The organism is bacterium (assembly GCA_037147175.1).
Lineage (GTDB): Bacteria > Cyanobacteriota > Vampirovibrionia > Gastranaerophilales > UBA9971 > UBA9971.
On record JBAWVS010000003.1, the window covers coordinates 60,888 to 78,959 of the forward strand.

Sequence of the window (18,072 nt, forward strand, 5' to 3'; positions counted from 1 at the left end):
ATTTTATTCTGCTGTTTTTACCAGTTCTTTTTCAGGCTCATTAAATTGGGCAATCGCTGATCCATGAGCTGTCTTACCCCAATCCATTGTTCTCTTGGAAAAGATTATCTTGAATATAATAAATGAAACAACAGGAACCCATACTATAAACATATAAAATATAGTTTCAGCCGCTTGTTTAGCTGCATCTAAAAGAGAAAGCCTTTTATATTTTCTTAAACTGTATATCAAGCCTGAAATAAAGAACAAAGCTATGGCAGGAATGATTGATAAAGTGACAAGAATGTTGTTTTCAATCCCTTTTATAAATTTAAATCCTTGAATACAATATTCTGAAACAAGCCATATAGGCAAAATAAATTCGGCTATATACGCCCACATATCAACACTTACCCTGAATGAAATTTCTTTTGAGAACATTACATCAAGGAAATAGTCCAGATATCTTCTTATGCTTCCCTCTACCCATCTTCTTCTTTGTCTTAAAAGAGGTAAAAAGGTTATTACACCCTCTTCATAAACACTTACATCAGGACATAATCTTATATCCCAACCTTTTAAATGAAGTCGCGTTGAAATATCCAGATCATCCGTTAAAGTAAAATTATTCCAGCCGCCTATATCAAGAAGTGCCTGTTTTTTGATAAGCTGACCATTTCCTCTTAACTCAACAGCACCTTTAATACAGTCTCTTCCAAGCTGAAAATGTGTATCGAGAGCATATTCATTGTCCTGACATCTTGTTAACAGGTTAAAATCTTTATTGCTGATTATTTTTCTTGCCTGAACTGCACCAACATCAGGGTCTGAAAGGTATGTAATAATTTTTTTCAGAAAATTAGGCTTAACTCTTGCATCGGCATCAAATACACAAATCACTTCCCCTTTTGTTACGGGCAAAATCTCGTTTAAAACTGCTGATTTCCCGGGAAAAGCATCTTTATCCCTGATATGACATTTTAAATTTTCATATTCAGCGGACAATTTTTCAAGGACTTTTGCGGTATTGTCAGTACTTCTGTCATCTATAACAATAATTTCGAAACTTTCATAATCTAACAAAAGAATATTGTCTATTGTGTCTTTTATAACAAATTCTTCGTTATGTGCAGGAATTAAAATACTTACAAAGGGCTTATATTCTCTTTTTTCAGCTTCTATTTTTTCAAAAAGCCCTTTTTTAATCAGTTTTCGTTTTTTTCTTTTCTGATGATACTGCGCTGCCTGAATTAAAAGAGTATATAAAACCATACCACCAAGTAATATATAAATTGGCGAGGGGATCGGGATATATTTTTGTAAAATTATCAATATAGCCCAGGACAGTATAATTAATATTCCCAATACAAATCTGTCCTTCAAATCTTTTTCCTCAAAATTTATTTATACATTTAATTAATTGTAGCATTTACTAATAATATTGCAATCTTGAGGAGTATTCTCTTAAAACTTCTGCCGCTTTTTTGCTTCCCTGAATTTTTTTCGCCATTTCCTTGAATTTTTCGGCATTTCGCTTATATTTTGGATCATAAATTATTGTTTTTACCGCTTCAGCAAGTTTTTCAGGCAAAAGTTCTTCATAGCTTAGAGTTATAGCTACTTCCATTTCGCTCATTCGCGATGCATTATTTTCCTGTTCAGTTTGTTTTGCATCCGGAACAATGACCGAAGCCTTGCCAAGCGTCAAAAGTTCCATTGCTGTACTGTGTCCTGCCTGAGTTATAACCACATCAGAAGCTTTTAAATAGGGCGCTATGTTCGGAACCATTGCTTTTATTTTCAAATTATCGGGAACGTCCTCAACTTCAAAACTTGTAAACACATCAAAATGGACATCTGGCATAATTTTAGCCGCCTCAATAACATAGTCAAGAAGAGGTCTTCTATACTCGTGTCCCCCTAGAGTAACAACCACATATTTATCATTTGGCTTGTCTATAGGTATAATTTCATTATCTTCAAAGGAAACAAGGGGACCGACAAATCTTGTCCGCTTCTTAACCTTGAAATTATGGCTTAAATTTGGCAAACAAACCGTATAAGGCGGAGGAAAATCAGGAATCATAATTTCTTCAGAAGAACTGAGCCAGGTTTTCATAACCCAGTCAAAAGATCTCCCGAATACCCTTACTAAAGCAGTATCCTGCTCGAAAAACGGATAAAAAGCGCTCTGGTTGGTTATAACGACACAAGGAAGTCCTAATTTGTCTGCCGCCATAACAGGCGCAAGCCTTCCGTCTGCAACAACACACGAAGCCCTACTGTCTCTTATTATCTCTATTTCTTTTTTTACAATACTGTTGAACGTATAAGCCCAAGTATGATTTTTTATTATGGTTTTTTTAACGTCAAATTCTCCTTGTTCACCAACGAGCTTCAACTCCTGAGGCAACTCAATGCAAGGATAACCGGCATATTTAAATCTTTCTAAAGCATAACTGTAAGTTCCAACCAATATTTCGTTTCCGGGGAATTGGCGTGCAATAGCCATAGCTCTGCTTGAATGCCCATAACCTTCGCTGCTTATCGAAAGATAAACTTTATGAGAAGGATTTAATTTTTTTTTCTTTAAAAATTTATATGCATTAAAGAATGACACTTTTAAATTTTAACTCCATGAAGTTCTTTTTTTACTCAGTTTTCTCTCTATTTTTTAAAATACCCCAAACACCAAATAGCGCAACAGGAATTCCAACCAAAAATAAAATTTTAACAACTCCAATTAAATCCGCAGCATAAGCTGCTATTATAATCGGTAAAGTTGAAGAAGTACTAAGTAATGTAAACTGGACCCCAAAAACTTTTCCTCGCATAGATTCAGGCACTTGTGTATGCAAAATTGTTTGAACAGGAATGGCTGACATCGCACATCCAAATCCTAATAAAGCTGCGAAAACATAACAATATACCATTCTTAAAGTAAATTTAACTGCCTCAAAATAAATTCCTGCAATGTGTCCTTCCGGAATAATTACATGTAAACCCTGAGGAATAAGTTTTAAAGCTGTTAAAAATACCAGACTCACTCCTATAATAGTAAAACCCGTAAAAGTCGTGAGAAGTTTTTTTTGTTTTTTAAAGAATTTACCTACTATTAATGAACCAATAACCATCCCCAATCCGCTGAAGGCAACTATATAAACAAACTTTTGAGCTCCGAGTGCGAGTTGGTTAGGATAAAGAATTTGCTGACTAATGCTTATCGAAAGAATACAGAGCATTACTATTATAGAAAACAATGCAGAAAGCTTTAACATGGCGTTTAAAACAATTGGATTGCTTTTTATATAAGCAAAGCCTTCTTTAAGTTCATCCGTAAACTCTTTAAAGGTCTTGTGCTGGTTTTTTTCGGCTTCTGTAGGTTTATATTTCAAAAACAAAAGAGATATTGTAGAAAGCACAAAAAGTGATGAAATAGCTATATAAACTTCTTTAAGTCCAAAAATATTGATTAAAGGGTCTCCAAGAACGAATCCGAAAATAATTGATCCCATCATTGTAGCTGTAAAGAGTGAATTTGCAGATAAAAGCTGGCTCTTTTTTACTGTTGTCGGGATTGTACTAGCTTCTGCAGGTACAAAAAATTGTGTTATGGCAGAAACAACAAAAGCAAGAGCGTAAATCCCAAACAATGATTTGCTAAACAAAGGCAATAATGCTATTAAAAAAGCTCTTGCGATGTTTGTAACAATAAGAATATGCTTTTTGTTCCATTTGTCTATAAAAACTCCGGCAACCGCAGTTAATAACACTGCAGGGATTGTAAATGCGACATACAATAAACTTTGAGGGGTAGTTGATGTAGAAATAAATTTGCTTGCTATCACAGCAACAAAAACCACAAAAATTACCCTGTCCGCAAGTTGAGAAAAAATCTGTGCTATCCATAACGCCAGAAAATTTTTATTTTTAAGTACAGACCTGTACCCATCAGGTTTTATATGGTTATTTTCGTTTATTTCTTCTTTCACAGTTTCTTTTACTTCTTGATCTTTTGTCAACATAACGCTTCAATCATTTCCGGTGTTTTAAGTTTCTTATCCGACCTTACAGAAACATATTCCTTCATTATATTAAAACACGAATAGAGCAGTGTTCTGTCAAAACATTCCTTGTCTTCGGGGAAATCATATATTTGTGCATCTCTAAACACATTAAGATGTCTCTTGTCTATTTGCAAAGTTTTAGGGGTATTTGCATTGCAATCGCTGCAAACAACTCCACCTGCTTCAGGGCTGATAAAATGATAACCGCCAAAATTATGCTCTGATTCATTACATTTTACGCATTGATTAATTTCTGCTGCATAACCGATTGCTTCCATGAGCCTGAGTTTAAATCTAATAACTGTCCATAAAATTTCTTCTAGAGATGAAAAAATTGAAATATTTTTTAATGCTTCAAATGAAATATCATAAATATTTTTGCAATTAGCATCGCTTTCAAGCCCAAAATTTGTTATAAGTTCAGCGCAATAAAAAGAATAAATAAGTTTCGTCATGTCATTGCGAAGACTCGAAAAGCTTTCTACAACTTCTGCCTGACAAACTATATCCAGATTTCTTCCCTTTGCAAGAAGCAAATTATTCGCGATAAGAAGCTGCATTCTGCCGCCAAGAGTGCTTGAAGATTTTTTAACACCTTTTGCCACGCATCTGATTAATCCATGTTCCCTCGAGTACATGACCATAATTTTATCTGATTCGCCAAGAGTATATGATTTTAAATTTATAGCCTGAGTTTTATAATTTGCCATTTAATTTCTCAAAAAACATTTAATCTACTTAAATTCTAGCATAATTCAGATAAAAAATATGATTTTTATAAGTTTATAAAGCAATTTGTACATAAACGAACGCTGGATTATTACAAAATGTAAAGATTTTATTTTTTGATATCAACTTTTATTTTTACAGTTGTTAAGCATAATGAGACTTAAAAAAGGAACATTAAAATAATGAATATCACTAACAGTAATAAAATAACCATTGGTTTTAACGCAAATAAAATACCATATAACACAGCAAGACCGATAGAAGAAAGAATTAATAAAGCATCTGTTGTAGATATATACTGCCATAAATCTCCTGATGATGATACTTTAAGCTCAGCACAACCACTTGCAAGATGGCTCAAATCAAAAAATAAAATTGCACGTGTCATAGCGGATGGTGATTTAAAAGGAAGCTATATAAGTGAGGATATTACTGTAACTTCACCAAAAATGCTGGGAACCAAAGGAGATCTTGCTATTATTGTTGATTTTAACGATTTATCAAGAGCCTCAACTGAAACAGCAAAATTACTGGAACAATATAAGCCCGAAAACATCGTCGGATTTGACCATCATACAACTAATGAAAATCCGGTAAAATCTTCCCCTAATGCGCCTATTTATATTGATACAACGGCAAAATCCTGTTCAAGTATAATTTTTAGATTTTTTGAAAGTTTAAAAATAAAGCTTGATAACGAAAGTTTGTTAAATCTGTTTTGTGGAATGTCCGATGATTTCAAAAAATCGGGATTGGTTGATATTTCTTCGACAAAAATAAATAAAACGCCTAAAATGCTCGAACATCCGACATCTAAAGAAGTCTTTGAGCAGATAGAAAACGCTCTGCCGGAAGGAGACAGGAATAAAATTATAAAGAACTTTAATATTCTTGAGAATTTAAACATTAAAGAAAAAGCTTTTCAAAACAAACTTTTTACTGAAAAAATTCAGTTCAGCCCGAGTAAAAAACTGGCATACATAATTATAGAACCGCAAGACAAAGAATGGATAGATTTAGGACAGGATAATAAAGTAACCAGCCGCATTCTGGGTGATTTTAGACGGCGAATACTGGCAAATAATCCTGATGACAGCTTAATCTCTCCACAAATTAAAAATAAGCTAAATAATGTTCAGGCAGTAATCACGTTTTACAGAGGCTCAAAACAGTTGAACCCTGCCGATGATGTTTACCAGATGAGCATTCTTTCAAAAGACGATTCAGCAATGAAAATATCAACTAAAGCTCTAATGTTGGGAAACAAAGAATTTGATGCCGGCGGACACCCTAACCGCTGCGGAGGAAGGATATCTTCAATCGATGAACACAAATGCACTCATTTTGTAAAATGCTTTATTGATGCAGCTGAAGAAATTCTTTAAAACAAATCTAAACTCCACTCAATTCAAATATATTAATGCTTAAAAAAAAACCCGCATGAGCGGGCAAATAAGTAGAGGTCAATTTGTTTCTATAAAAATTAAAAGAAGTAATTGGAATTTATTTTATAAATTAGTTTAATCTTTAATGTTTCGCTTATTACTTTGCATTTTCATAATATCCGTTTGTTGAGTCAAAACCACTCTGAATTGTTGCTAAAAGCGGAATCATAACCAAAATAATCAATATAAAGGTAATCAAAAAAAATGAAATTTTTTGAATCTCTTGTTGCATATTCCGGCACCCTATCTTAATCATATATTAATTATAGACCTACTTTCTTAATATCACAACAATAGTTCCGATTTTAAGAAAAAATAACAAGAAATGTTACGTTAATAAACATTTTAATCAAATATGATAAAATTGTCTTATGGACAAAAAAGAACCAATAACACTTGCAATAACTGCTGCAAGCGGAATAATTTTCGGTATTCGAACCCTTGAGTTCCTTCTAAGAAATGATTACAAGGTCGAACTTATAATATCTTCAAAAGCTTATTATATATTCGAACAGGAACTCGGGATCGAAATTTCGCATGATAAAAATATTATTAAGGGGCAAATCCTCGATTATTTGGATATTGATCCGAATATAGAAACTTTAAAAGTCTGGCTCGATGATGAAATATGGGCAAGTCCTGCCAGCGGGTCTTATAAATCAACGGGGATGATAATTGCACCTGCAAGCATGGCCTCTATTGCCTCTATTGCTTCAGGATTATCCGAAAATCTTATTTCACGCACAGCGGATGTTTCAATTAAAGAAGAAAGAACTCTGGTTATCTCTCCGAGAGAAACCCCTTTTAGCGCAATTCATCTTGAAAATATGCTGAAATTATCAAAATTAAGAGTAAAAATTGTTCCGCCTATCATTGGTTTTTACGGAAAAATCAAAACACTGGAGGATGGAATAGATTTTGTTGTCGGCAAAACATTGGACGCTGCCGGCATCCCCAACGATTTATATGAAAGATGGAGTTAGGACTTAAATATTTTTTATTTTATGGCATCAAAAATTCTAAACATTGGAAGATACATGCCAACGATTACAGCTCCGACCATTCCTCCAAGAAAAACCATCATTACCGGTTCTAAAAGAGAAGTTAATGATTCAACTCCTGATTCAACTTCAGAATCATAGAAATCAGCTATTTTTGTGAGCATTAAATCAAGTTCACCTGTTTCTTCACCTATTGCAATCATTGACGTTACCATAGGCGGAAAAATTTCTGATTTTTCAAGCTGTTTATGAATCATTCCGCCCTGTTTAACTTCTTCTTTTACATCCCTGACAGCTTTTGCAAGCACAGCATTACCGGAGGATTCTTCCACAATCTCAAGAGAAGTTAAAATAGGAACACCGCTTTTTATTAATGTTCCAAAAGTTCTGGTAAATCTAGCCACGGCGACTTTTTGCATAAGTCCTCCCGCAATGGGAAGCCCTAAAAAAAGTTTATCAAAAAAATATTTTCCTCTTTCAAGCGAATAAATTTTCTTAAATCCGTACCCCAAAAAGCCAAAACTAATTATTAAAAGCAAAGATCCCGGTGATCTTAAGAATTGACTTAAATTAATTAAAAATTGTGTATAAGCAGGCAGTTCACTTCCAAGACGGGAGAAAATCTCAGAAAATTTCGGAAGAATAACAGTAAGCATTACAAAGAATATTATAACTGCAAAAACGGAAACGACAGCAGGATAAGCCATAGCAGACTTGATTTTTGCAGAAAGCCTTGCCCTGTTCTCCATGAACAATGCAATACGGTTCATAACTTCATCCAAAACGCCGCCTGTTTCTCCTGCCTTAATCATACTGACAAAAAGCCTGTCAAAAACAGACGGATGCTTTCCAAACGCCTCGGAAAGGCTTATTCCCTGTTCAACATCATCTTTTACCTGTTTTAAGATTTTTGCCAATTTAGGATTTTCTGTCTGCAAAGATAGTATATTAAGCGACCTCATCATTGCCACTCCTGCATTAACAAGCGCAGCAAATTGCCTGCAAAAAACAACCAGATCTTTGAGACCAACGCCCATTATTTCAGCAAAAATTCCGTCCAACTCAAAATCCAATAAAGCTTTTTTATTATTATTAATTAATTCAAGTTCTATTACCCACAACCCCCTTTCAAAAAGTTGTGTTTGAGCATTCTCAATTGATTCAGCTATTACAACATTTTGATGCAAGGCTCCTTTTTCATCTCTAGCTTTATAGAGGAATTGAACCATCTCATACTCCTTGTAGTGGTTGAATTAATTATTTTATGATCTTTCGATATTTTTTACAGGGTGTTTTCAATCATACGTTTCAAATCATCTGGACGACTTGACTTTGTCATTGCATCTTCAAACGTAATCAGGTTTTTACCATAAAGTTCTTTAAGAGAAGCTTCCAGTGTCTGCATTTTATGAACACCGCCTGTTTGTATAGAAGAATATATCTGTACTGTTTTACCTTCTCTTATAAGGTTTGAAATAGCAGGAGTAACAACCATTATTTCCTGAGCAAGAACTCGACCCTTTTTAGTGCCTTCCTGAGATATTTTTGGCAATAAAGTTTGGCTGAATACTCCGACTAAACTGTTTGAGAGCTGAATTCTTATTTGTTGCTGCTGTTCTGCGGGAAAAACGTCTACAATACGGTCAATTGTCTGGGAAGCAGAAGAGGTGTGAAGTGTTCCAAACACAAGGTGTCCGGTTTCTGCTGCGGTTAATGCAAGCGAAATTGTTTCAAGATCCCTCATCTCACCAACCAGAATAATATCGGGATCTTCCCTCAATGCCGCTCTTAGAGCATTGCTGAAACTTCTTGTATCATGACCGAGTTCTCTCTGGTGAATAACACTTCTTTTTGAATAATGCAAAAATTCTATAGGATCTTCAATAGTAATAATATGCTCAACCCTATTTGTATTTACGTAGTCAATCATTGCTGCAAGCGTTGTAGACTTACCGCTACCTGTAGGACCGGTTACGAGAACAAGCCCTCTGGGCTTTTCTGCAAAGTCTTTTACAACTTCAGGCAGTCCTAATTGGTCAAATGAAGGAATATCCGTGGTAATTGTCCTCAAAGCAGCTGCAAAGTGTCCTCTTTCTCTATAAACGTTAATCCTAAAACGCCCTATAGCCTCAACACCATAACTGCAATCGAGTTCCCAGTTTTGTTCAAGTGTTCTTCTTTGTTCGCTTGAAAGCATGCTGTATATTATTTTTTCAACATCATCCTTTGTTAAAGGCGGGTGATCTACCCTGAGTAGTTTCCCGTCAATTCTTATAATTGGAGGTAAACCTACAGAAATGTGCAAATCACTTGCTTTTTTAGCAAATACTAAATTCAATAACTGCTCAATCATAACTTTATAACTCCTCTTTCTCTAACTTTCTTTTTTTATTATTTATTAAATCAATATAACACCACGGACAGTTTCTCATATCATTTGAAATATCGCCACCACAATTTTCACACAATGTATCAGCAATATCATCTATAAGTTTTAAACCACAACATGTACAAGAAATCCAGCCTTCTTGAATTGTACTGCCGCACCTTTTACAGGTTTTTTTAAGTTCGTACTGACAGAAAGGACATTTGTAAAATTCTTCTCCAACAGGTTTTCCACATCCCGGACAAAAAGCCGAAGCTCCTTCTCCTGTAAAAGTAACCCTTATCACCTCATCAATAGTTGTAAGTCCTTCCTTTGCTAGGTTAATACTGTACTCAACAAGAGTTTTCATCCCTGATTGTTGTGCGGCATATCTTAAGATGGCTGTATTTGCACCTTTTGCAATCAAATTACGAAGATCATCATTTATCTTCATAACTTCAAAAGCCCCGATACGCCCTTTGTATCCAGTCCAGTTGCATTTTTCACAACCTTTTCCTTTGTAATAACTTCCATTACCGGAAGTCCCTACTGCATGAGACACACTCGTCTCACTTCCTATACCAAGGAATTTAAGCGTTTTCTCATCAGGATAGTATTCTTCTTTGCAATTAGGACAAATTCTTCTTAATAATCTTTGAGCGATTATGCCTATTGTCGAACTTGAAATCAGGAAGGGTTCAACATCCATTTCCTGCAATCTCATAACAGCGCCCGGTGCATCATTTGTATGAAGCGTTGTAAACACAAGGTGTCCAGTAAGAGCAGCTTCTATTGATATTTTTGCTGTTTCTTTGTCTCTTGTTTCCCCTACAAGCATAATATCAGGATCCTGCCGAAGAAATGCCCTTAATATTTTTGCAAAATCAAGCCCTATTGTTTTGTTTACTTCTGTCTGTGTAATTCCTTGAAGATCGTACTCTATAGGATCTTCAGCCGTGGAAATATTTACTTCGGGGGTATTTCTTTCACTCAAAGCGCTGTAAAGAGTTGTAGTTTTTCCGCTTCCTGTCGGTCCTGTAACAAAAATTATGCCAAAAGGTCTGCTTATCATTTCTTTTACAATGTTTAAGGTTTCCCTGTCGGAAATAATATTATCAAGACCGAGAGAAATGCTTGATTTATCAAGGATTCTCATTACTATTTTTTCACCAAATTTACCCGGCAGCGTAGATACACGAAAATCTATAACTTTATTAGCCATTTTTACTCTAATTCTACCGTCTTGAGGGAGTCTTCTCTCCGCAATATCCAAATCAGACATAATTTTATATCTTGAAACAAGTGCATTTTGAACTTTTTTGGGAATTAATTTATATACGCTTAAAACCCCGTCTTGTCTAAATCTGACCATAAGGTCCTTTTCTCTGGGCTCTATATGAATATCGCTGACACTTCTTTTTATGGCAACGCCCAGAATACTGTTTGCAAGCTGAATAATAGGGGCTTCTTCGGCAGAATCGGTAAGATCTGCAACATCAATATTATCAGGACCGCCTTCTAGAAGGTCTATTCCCATTGAAGAAATAAGTTCATCGGCATTTTGCTCGATTACCAATGTTTTTTCTTCTTCATGCTTTGAGAATTTCAGGGCAATAAACCTGTTAAAATCATCTTCGAGCATAACGGTTTTTTTTATGCTGACGTCTTTAAACTCTCTAAGCCTGTCCTTTATTTCTTTTTCGGCAACTATATTATTAGGATCCACCATCGCAAGAGTAAAAACATTTCCTGATTTTTTCAAAGGCAGAAATTTATTATTTATTATTAACTCTTTGGTAAATAAATTTAATAATTCAAAATCAAACTCTGTAACGGACAAATCCGTAAAAGTTACACCATATTGAATTTCAAGAGCTGCTTTTATCTGAAAATAAAGTTCTTCTCTGTCAATTATTTTCAAGTCGCTAATTGACTCAAGCAAAGTACTTTTTGTTTTTCTTGTATGCTCAATCACCTGACTTAACTGATCTTCAGTTAATATTCCGGCATTTAACAATATATCATTCAAAAAGCTTTTCACTGCTTGCATTTAGCTATTCCTATTCATGATAAATTTTTTCTATTTTAGTAAAATCATCGGAAATTTTAATTAAACCATCCGCAGGAGTTGTAAATGCGGAGATTTCATCATTGAATTTCTGTATTGTAATAACTTCTTCAGAATTAAAAACTGTTATTCTTGTTAATTTCGAGAGCTGCATATTCATTAAAAATACTTTAAGATTTTCAAATAAAGCCGCTGAAATTATCGCCAGTTTTTCGGATTTTTCATCTTTATTTGTTGATTTAACAAGTTTTCCTGAACCATCTGATACCGCAAAGTTTTTTATCTGATTAAGTTCAACAAGAGGAGTCAAATCTGATTCCGAGATTAATTTATTCTCAATAAAACCGCCCAATTCAGTATAATCCACATGCTTAAAGGCTTTGTCACATATTGAAAACAAAAATTCATCATTAGTTTTTATTATGAAATTATTGGAATTTTCTGTTTCAAAATATATTTTTTGCGGATTTTTAAAAGAAATTTGTGCCAGATAATTTTGCAAAGTATGATAAGCTCCGGCAACTAATGCTCCTGTAATATGCATTTTCATTGTCTGATTGCCCGTATACAGAAGTGTTTCAGGAGGACAAAGACTGTTTTGCAGGGAATTTGCTTTCTCGTTATCCTGATTGCTCGCCAGAATAAAACCGCCTTTATCAATCAAGGCAATCTCTTTTATGTGATTAAATTCCTGTTTTAGTTTATTAAATTTTTCATATATTTGTTCCCCGCAAGCAGACGAAAATATATTTGTCTTGCCTTCGGCATTTCCTTCAGCAACGGCTGCGCTTGACTCTATAACTCCTTCAATATCTCTGTTATTGACAAGAAGCTTTCCTATGGCAGCTATCTTGCCTTTAGAGTCATTTTCTTTTGAAACAGGTGCCGAAACAAGCCTTATATCAGTTGGAATAAAATCAAAATATTCATTATCATCTTCTTGAGAGGGCAATGAAGATATTTTATTTTCATGACTAACCTCTTTAAAGTCTATTGAGGGAAGCGATTCAAGCTCAACAATCTCATCAGTTGCTATTAAAATTTTTTCTTTATTTATATCTGTTTCAGTACGGACTTCATCTTCATTTAATCTAAAAAACACTTCCTTACTTTGAGATTCTTGAGTATTTTGACTTTCATTTTTTGCCTGAGGATAAAGTTTTTGATACAAAGACTCCGGTTTTTCCGCGATAGCTTCTTCAATTTTATTTATAATTGGTTTTGTCGGCTCAGCAATTTTGACTCCTTCAAAAGAAATTATTTCAGGCTGAGCAGCCTCAACATTATTTTCAAGTTGTTTTTCGTTTTTATTCTGCACTTTTTTATTTTCTAAAGATTTTTCTTCAAACCTTACAATGCTGATAAGTGTAATAAAACCAAAGAAAAAGCTTAAGGCAGGAGTTAGCGGATTTATTAATATAATAAACTCTGAATTTAAAGAAATAAAAGCGAGATTAAAATACTTTATTCCATAAACAGCAGCAACAAGAACTAATGTGCTAAGAAAAACTCCTGTTATAGAAAGCTGTATTATCTGGATGGTAGTGGCTTTTGGATAAGCTATTAATGCTAAAACCAGATAACCCAGGATAAGTCCTATAATTAAAAGCGGTATCGGCAATCCGAACGGAGAAATATTTATATTTGAAGAACCTACTGACAATGCAACAGCAGCTAAAAAAGCAAACAAAGAAGGAGTATAATTTCTGAATTTTAATTCTTGCATAATATTCTTGACTCCAACAGGCATTAATAACAAGTTTAACTCTTTTTCATCATTTGTGAGATCATCTGCGAAACCCATTCTTTTTGATTTTACATTCATTTTCTGTTTTTTGCAATATTCAAAATTAATTTCTGTAAATACGAAATGCCCTAAAAAACGGCTACAAGCTATATATCTCTCGTCCTTAAAGACAAAATTATAAGTTTAAAAAAGTTAACGAAAAAACTTTAGTATCAATTCCGAATATTTTCTTATAATAAATTTTTAACTTAAACCCTGAATCCAATTAAGTTCTCGCGAAATTTTATCTATGTGATGTTTTAAAAAATTTAGTTGGAAAAATTTATCTTTATTTTCCTGCTTGCCTGCCAGAGTTTCAAGCAACTCTTCAGTGCTTAACAAATGGATTTTGTAATAATTTTTTATCGAATTTATTGTATATTCACGTGAATTTTCATCCAACAAGTCGAGAAGCATAATTTTTATATTTATAAGCTGATTCAAATGAGAGGGAGATTCAATTATTTCCGCAACCATAAGCTCTTTAAAATAATCTTTTCCTTTAGCCGTTATAGAATAAGTAAAACTTTTCTGACCTCCTGAGCTTAATTTTCGTTTTGCGCAAATAAAACCGTTTTTTTCAAGTTTTACTACGGCAGGATGAATTGACCCGAAACTCGCGCTTAAAAATACAGAAAAATTATTTTTTATTTTCTGTTTAATTTTATATATTGTGCACTCACTGCTAAGCAAAATTGCAAGTATAAGAAGTTCTGTCATTTTTTTAATCTTAATAAAAATTAAGTAAATAATAACAGATTATTGATATTAATGCATGGTTTGATATAACCTTTCATTAGATAAAAATTATAATTTTTTATAAAATACCAAAAAGAGTTTTTAATAAAATGTCAATAAAATTTGAATCATTTACAGAAACAACCGAAGACCTCGTTAAAAAAACAGGTATAAAACATGTCGCAATAATTATGGACGGAAACAGAAGATGGGCTCATATGAAGAATCTTCCCTCCGTAGTCGGGCATAATGAAGGTGTAAAAGCACTGAAACAAACTGTTCAGTCCTCTATTGATTTCGGGATAAAATATCTTACGGTTTACGCTTTTTCTACAGAAAACTGGGGCAGAAAAAAAGAAGAAGTTGATTTTTTGATGTTTCTTTTAAAAGAAACTATCAAAAATGAAACTGCCGAATTAAATAAAAAAGGCGTAAGAATAAGAATAATAGGAGATTTAGATCCTTTAAGCGAAGATTTGAAAAAAGTACTTGCAGGTGCAGAAAATCTAACCAAGAACAATGAAACGCTTAATCTTCAAATTGCAATAAATTATGGCGCAAGAAGTGAAATAACAAATGCGATAAAAAATATTGCCTCCAGTGTAAAATCAGGAAATTTAAATCCTGAAAACATAAATGAAGAAGTTATTTCAAGCCATCTTTATACAGCTAATATTCCTGACCCTGATCTTTTAATAAGAACGGGCGGCGAACAAAGAATCAGCAACTATCTTTTATGGCAAATAGCCTATACAGAGCTTTATATAACGGAGGCTTTCTGGCCGGAATTTGGAGAAATCGAACTTTCAAAGGCTGTTATGGAATTTGCAGGACGTCAAAGAAGGTTTGGTAAAGATTAATTTATGACACTAAAGATAAATAAGCTCATTTTTGCAACAAAAAACAAAAATAAACTTGCTGAAGTAACTGACTCTTTGAAAGAAACGGGCGTTTCATTATGCGGAATTGAAGGAGATTTTGATCCGGAAGAAACAGGTTCAACTTTTGAAGAAAATGCCTATATAAAAGCTTTTGAAGCAGCAAAATTAATGAATACACCAGCTTTTGGAGATGATTCGGGACTTGTTGTAGATGCGCTTGACGGTAGACCGGGAGTTTATTCTTCCCGTTATGCCGAAAATGACCTGAAAAGAATTGAAAAACTTCTTGAAGAACTCAAAAATGTTCCTCAAGAAAAACGTACAGCTCGATTTATTTGCGCAATGGTGGTGGTTAATCCTCATGGAGAAATTTTATATTCATGTCAGGGAACTTGCGAAGGAATAATTATAGATTCGCCAAAAGGCACGAAGGGCTTTGGATATGATCCTGTATTTTTTATACCCGAAAAAAACTCTACGATGGCAGAGCTAACAATGGATGAAAAAAATACAGTAAGTCATCGAGGCAAAGCTCTCAAAAAAATTATAGAATGGCTATTGAATAAATAAATAATTTAATTACTGATTAATTTATTGTCGTTGTTTTTAAGCAAAGGACAGATTCTTGACAGTATATTTATTATAATTTGGGGAGCGATTCAAAATGCGGCATTCTTCGCATAAATTTTTAGTTTTTCTGTTTATTACATTAATTATGTTATTTTCTTTACCTGATAAAGCATGTGCCTTTATAGACAAAGAATCTACGCAAAAAATATTTTCTCTGGGAAGAAGTGTAGGGTCGTCCTATTATCACTTGACTGCCCTCTGCGATAAAGCACGATTCAAACCGTATTCGGCCATTAAAAACGAATACGGTGATACTTTTCAAAGTCTTAATCTTATGGATATTATTCTGGATGACCTTGAAACAAATACAAATTCCCATCTACAGCTTAACAAATTAAGAATGAATTTCTATAATTCACTTAATGATAAAGATTTAAATGAAATTTCTATTTTATGCATAAGAGACGCATATATTTTATATTATGAAACTCTGGTAAAAGACATTCAGAGCCGTTTTTCTTCAGAAGAAAGCTGGCTTTTTGCTTTAGGATTCTATTCTTCTTTTCAGATGGAGTCTTTAAATTCTTCTTCCGAATCAAAGCTGCTTCTTTCAGGTTTTTCTAAAATACTTAACTCTAATCCTTTTTTGAACCTTCCTGAGCCGGTTTTAACAAACTTAAAATCAATAAATAATCTTGATAAAACTTATATAAGCGAAAAAGAGCTCAACTGCCTTAAACAAAATATTATCAGGGTTACCGAATATTTTGGCAGTTATCCTGAAAACCAGCAGGCATGCGGAGACAAATCCGTTCAGCCCTTATTAAGAATTAAAGAATTTACAGGTCTCTGGCAAGGAGTTATGGTTGATCCCGAAAATCAAAGACACAAAATAAAATTGATTGTTAATAAAGATATGAATATTAAAATGGATATTGACGGAATTGCCCAGAATATTTTGATTTCTGACGTTAAACTTATAGATAATTATTTCACTTTTATGTTTAAACCCTTTGGCACAGAAAAACTTTATATGAGATTCAACGCAAAAATTTCCAATAATACTTTTACCGGAGAAGTCATTGATGTATTAGGGGAAAAAGGAAACTGGCTCCTTTCAAGAGCTGTTCCAGAAAAACAATAACAAAAATCGGACATCTGTCAGACCTCCGATTTTTTTGTATTAAATATTTGATTAAATTAGGCTGTTAAAGAAAGTTTATTACTGTCGGCAGATGGGTTTAAATCAGCTTTTGCTTTGCCTTGCAACACTAATATATTCAACTTGTTGAAGATACTTTCTTTTTCTACAGTAACACTTTTATTTACAGTTAATTCATTTTGTTTTGCTGTAAGTTTATTTTCTATTGAAGAGATTACGGTTCCTTCATTGCTTATTGCAGCTTCATTTTGACGTTCTTCTTCTTGTTTAGCCAGTATTTTTTGTTCTAATTCGGCTTCTGTTGTTTTTTTAGCTACTATCTGTAGAGCTATTTGAGCTTTTTCAGTTTTTTTAACTTCTAAAGTTGCTTGCAAATTTTTAATTTGAGCATCAATTTGTGCATTAGCCAGAATATCACTAGCCGAGGTAGCCTTTAAAACTTTTTTGGCGGTTAATAGACTAATATTAGTATCAAGAGCACTGATTGCGTTTTCTAATACGCTTGATTTTGTTTCCAGTTCGGCTCTGTCTTGCTCTACAGTTGATTTATTTGATTTAAGTGTATCAATTGCAGCTAGATTATCAGTACTTTTTAGTTCCAGGTTAGTTTTAAATTTTGTTGCGGCAGCTTTTTCTGCACTTACTGATTCTGATTCGCCTCTAAGAGCATTATCTTTATTTAAAGAAGCATCGTAATTTCCTTTTGCTGAATCTGACGAAGTTCCTGTTTTGAAAATTGATCCGCTTTTTTGAGTTCCAGCTCCGGTTTGTTTTTGGCTGCCGCCAAAAATACCAACTTTGTTACTTGTAGCAATAACCGGGTTTTGAGTAATTGAATCATCTCTTTGGATTTGCAAAGATAAATTGTTCACACCACCTACAGACATGTACTTTCTCCTATATTTTACCTACATTTTTACTTTTTAAACTTTATATACTTTATACCCTGTATATATATAAAGTTTAAATACCTCCCTTGATTTCAATTTACAGAAAATATTTAATAAAACGTTACAATAAAAATCCTGCCTCGAAAAAACTCGTCCACTACTAAGTTTCAAGGTTGACCATAAAATGATTTATTAAAAAGCCCCTAATAATTTTATTGAAAAATTTATTAAACAAGGCGCTTGCTAATATACAAAGTATATACTATCAAAAATCTATCTCTCAAAAAGTAGCCTAAAGCGGATAATAAAAGCACGAAAATGTTGTTATACTTTTTAAGATATTTATCAAATTAACTTAAATCTATTTTTTAAATTATTAAAAACTACGGGA

At 33.5% G+C, this 18,072-nt stretch carries 15 protein-coding genes; 5 read left to right on the forward strand and 10 right to left on the reverse strand.

All coding sequences use genetic code 11. The features are described 5' to 3' along the window. Positions 1 to 3 precede the first annotated feature (3 nt). The 4 genes from WCG23_01510 to recO are packed head-to-tail and all read right to left on the reverse strand — an operon-like array spanning position 4 to position 4,756. Positions 4 to 1,362 (reverse strand): glycosyltransferase, encoded by a 1,359-nt coding sequence (locus WCG23_01510; GenBank protein ID MEI8388538.1) that lies wholly within the window; start codon positions 1,360 to 1,362, stop codon positions 4 to 6. A 49-nt stretch (positions 1,363 to 1,411) separates the two neighbouring features. Continuing rightward, complete coding sequence (locus WCG23_01515; GenBank protein MEI8388539.1) at positions 1,412 to 2,599, reverse strand: glycosyltransferase; 1,188 nt, start codon at positions 2,597 to 2,599, stop codon at positions 1,412 to 1,414. A gap of 31 nt (positions 2,600 to 2,630) precedes the next feature. Then, complete coding sequence (locus WCG23_01520; protein ID MEI8388540.1) at positions 2,631 to 4,004, reverse strand: MFS transporter; 1,374 nt, start codon at positions 4,002 to 4,004, stop codon at positions 2,631 to 2,633. Continuing rightward, positions 3,998 to 4,756 (reverse strand): DNA repair protein RecO, encoded by a 759-nt coding sequence (recO, locus tag WCG23_01525; GenBank protein ID MEI8388541.1) that lies wholly within the window; start codon positions 4,754 to 4,756, stop codon positions 3,998 to 4,000. The genes WCG23_01520 and recO overlap by 7 nt, the downstream gene beginning before the upstream one ends. Positions 4,757 to 4,957: 201 nt before the next feature. Here recO and WCG23_01530 point away from each other — a divergent pair, with 201 nt between their 5' ends. Together WCG23_01530 and WCG23_01535 are read left to right on the forward strand one after the other, a co-directional pair. Then, on the forward strand, positions 4,958 to 6,160 hold the full coding sequence (locus WCG23_01530; protein ID MEI8388542.1) for a DHH family phosphoesterase: 1,203 nt from the start codon (positions 4,958 to 4,960) through the stop codon (positions 6,158 to 6,160). A 431-nt stretch (positions 6,161 to 6,591) separates the two neighbouring features. Next, positions 6,592 to 7,203 (forward strand): UbiX family flavin prenyltransferase, encoded by a 612-nt coding sequence (locus WCG23_01535; protein MEI8388543.1) that lies wholly within the window; start codon positions 6,592 to 6,594, stop codon positions 7,201 to 7,203. Positions 7,204 to 7,217: 14 nt separating this feature from the next. Here the strand turns inward: WCG23_01535 and WCG23_01540 are convergent, their stop codons facing one another. From WCG23_01540 to WCG23_01560, 5 genes are all read right to left on the reverse strand, one after another. Further along, the gene (locus tag WCG23_01540) at positions 7,218 to 8,450 is read right to left on the reverse strand and encodes a type II secretion system F family protein (protein MEI8388544.1); all 1,233 of its coding nucleotides are present in this window, start codon (positions 8,448 to 8,450) and stop codon (positions 7,218 to 7,220) included. Positions 8,451 to 8,503: 53 nt separating this feature from the next. Continuing rightward, positions 8,504 to 9,574, reverse strand: a complete 1,071-nt coding sequence (locus tag WCG23_01545; GenBank protein ID MEI8388545.1) for a type IV pilus twitching motility protein PilT — start codon at positions 9,572 to 9,574, stop codon at positions 8,504 to 8,506. A 4-nt stretch (positions 9,575 to 9,578) separates the two neighbouring features. After that, entirely contained in the window at positions 9,579 to 11,636 is a 2,058-nt protein-coding gene (locus WCG23_01550) for an ATPase, T2SS/T4P/T4SS family (GenBank protein ID MEI8388546.1), read from the reverse strand. Positions 11,637 to 11,646: 10 nt separating this feature from the next. Next, positions 11,647 to 13,479, reverse strand: a complete 1,833-nt coding sequence (locus WCG23_01555) for a hypothetical protein (GenBank protein MEI8388547.1) — start codon at positions 13,477 to 13,479, stop codon at positions 11,647 to 11,649. Between the two features lie 165 nt (positions 13,480 to 13,644). Continuing rightward, a complete protein-coding gene (locus WCG23_01560; GenBank protein ID MEI8388548.1) occupies positions 13,645 to 14,160 on the reverse strand; it encodes a PadR family transcriptional regulator in 516 nt (171 codons plus the stop codon). Between the two features lie 128 nt (positions 14,161 to 14,288). Here WCG23_01560 and WCG23_01565 point away from each other — a divergent pair, with 128 nt between their 5' ends. From WCG23_01565 to WCG23_01575, 3 genes are all read left to right on the forward strand, one after another. Then, entirely contained in the window at positions 14,289 to 15,038 is a 750-nt protein-coding gene (locus tag WCG23_01565; GenBank protein MEI8388549.1) for an isoprenyl transferase, read from the forward strand. A gap of 3 nt (positions 15,039 to 15,041) precedes the next feature. Next, on the forward strand, positions 15,042 to 15,629 hold the full coding sequence (gene rdgB, locus WCG23_01570) for an RdgB/HAM1 family non-canonical purine NTP pyrophosphatase (protein ID MEI8388550.1): 588 nt from the start codon (positions 15,042 to 15,044) through the stop codon (positions 15,627 to 15,629). A gap of 94 nt (positions 15,630 to 15,723) precedes the next feature. Next, entirely contained in the window at positions 15,724 to 16,773 is a 1,050-nt protein-coding gene (locus WCG23_01575; GenBank protein ID MEI8388551.1) for a hypothetical protein, read from the forward strand. Between the two features lie 56 nt (positions 16,774 to 16,829). On the opposite strand, the gene WCG23_01580 is transcribed toward WCG23_01575, so the two are convergent. Further along, positions 16,830 to 17,678 carry a hypothetical protein gene (locus tag WCG23_01580; GenBank protein MEI8388552.1) on the reverse strand — a complete coding sequence of 283 codons (849 nt, stop codon included), beginning with the start codon at positions 17,676 to 17,678 and terminating at the stop codon, positions 16,830 to 16,832. Between the last annotated feature and the right edge of the window lie 394 nt (positions 17,679 to 18,072).

Excerpts from the sequence above, each read along its gene's own strand:
- WCG23_01540 (MEI8388544.1), bottom strand. The coding sequence starts at position 8,450 with ATGGTTCAATTCCTCTATAAAGCTAGAGATGAAAAAGGAGCCTTGCAT.
- WCG23_01580 (MEI8388552.1), bottom strand. The coding sequence starts at position 17,678 with ATGTCTGTAGGTGGTGTGAACAATTTATCTTTGCAAATCCAAAGAGAT.
- WCG23_01560 (MEI8388548.1), bottom strand. The coding sequence starts at position 14,160 with ATGACAGAACTTCTTATACTTGCAATTTTGCTTAGCAGTGAGTGCACA.
- rdgB (MEI8388550.1), top strand. The coding sequence starts at position 15,042 with ATGACACTAAAGATAAATAAGCTCATTTTTGCAACAAAAAACAAAAAT.
- WCG23_01545 (MEI8388545.1), bottom strand. The coding sequence starts at position 9,574 with ATGATTGAGCAGTTATTGAATTTAGTATTTGCTAAAAAAGCAAGTGAT.
- WCG23_01550 (MEI8388546.1), bottom strand. The coding sequence starts at position 11,636 with ATGCAAGCAGTGAAAAGCTTTTTGAATGATATATTGTTAAATGCCGGA.
- WCG23_01555 (MEI8388547.1), bottom strand. The coding sequence starts at position 13,479 with ATGAATGTAAAATCAAAAAGAATGGGTTTCGCAGATGATCTCACAAAT.
- WCG23_01565 (MEI8388549.1), top strand. The coding sequence starts at position 14,289 with ATGTCAATAAAATTTGAATCATTTACAGAAACAACCGAAGACCTCGTT.
- WCG23_01530 (MEI8388542.1), top strand. The coding sequence starts at position 4,958 with ATGAATATCACTAACAGTAATAAAATAACCATTGGTTTTAACGCAAAT.
- recO (MEI8388541.1), bottom strand. The coding sequence starts at position 4,756 with ATGGCAAATTATAAAACTCAGGCTATAAATTTAAAATCATATACTCTT.
- WCG23_01520 (MEI8388540.1), bottom strand. The coding sequence starts at position 4,004 with ATGTTGACAAAAGATCAAGAAGTAAAAGAAACTGTGAAAGAAGAAATA.
- WCG23_01535 (MEI8388543.1), top strand. The coding sequence starts at position 6,592 with ATGGACAAAAAAGAACCAATAACACTTGCAATAACTGCTGCAAGCGGA.
- WCG23_01575 (MEI8388551.1), top strand. The coding sequence starts at position 15,724 with ATGCGGCATTCTTCGCATAAATTTTTAGTTTTTCTGTTTATTACATTA.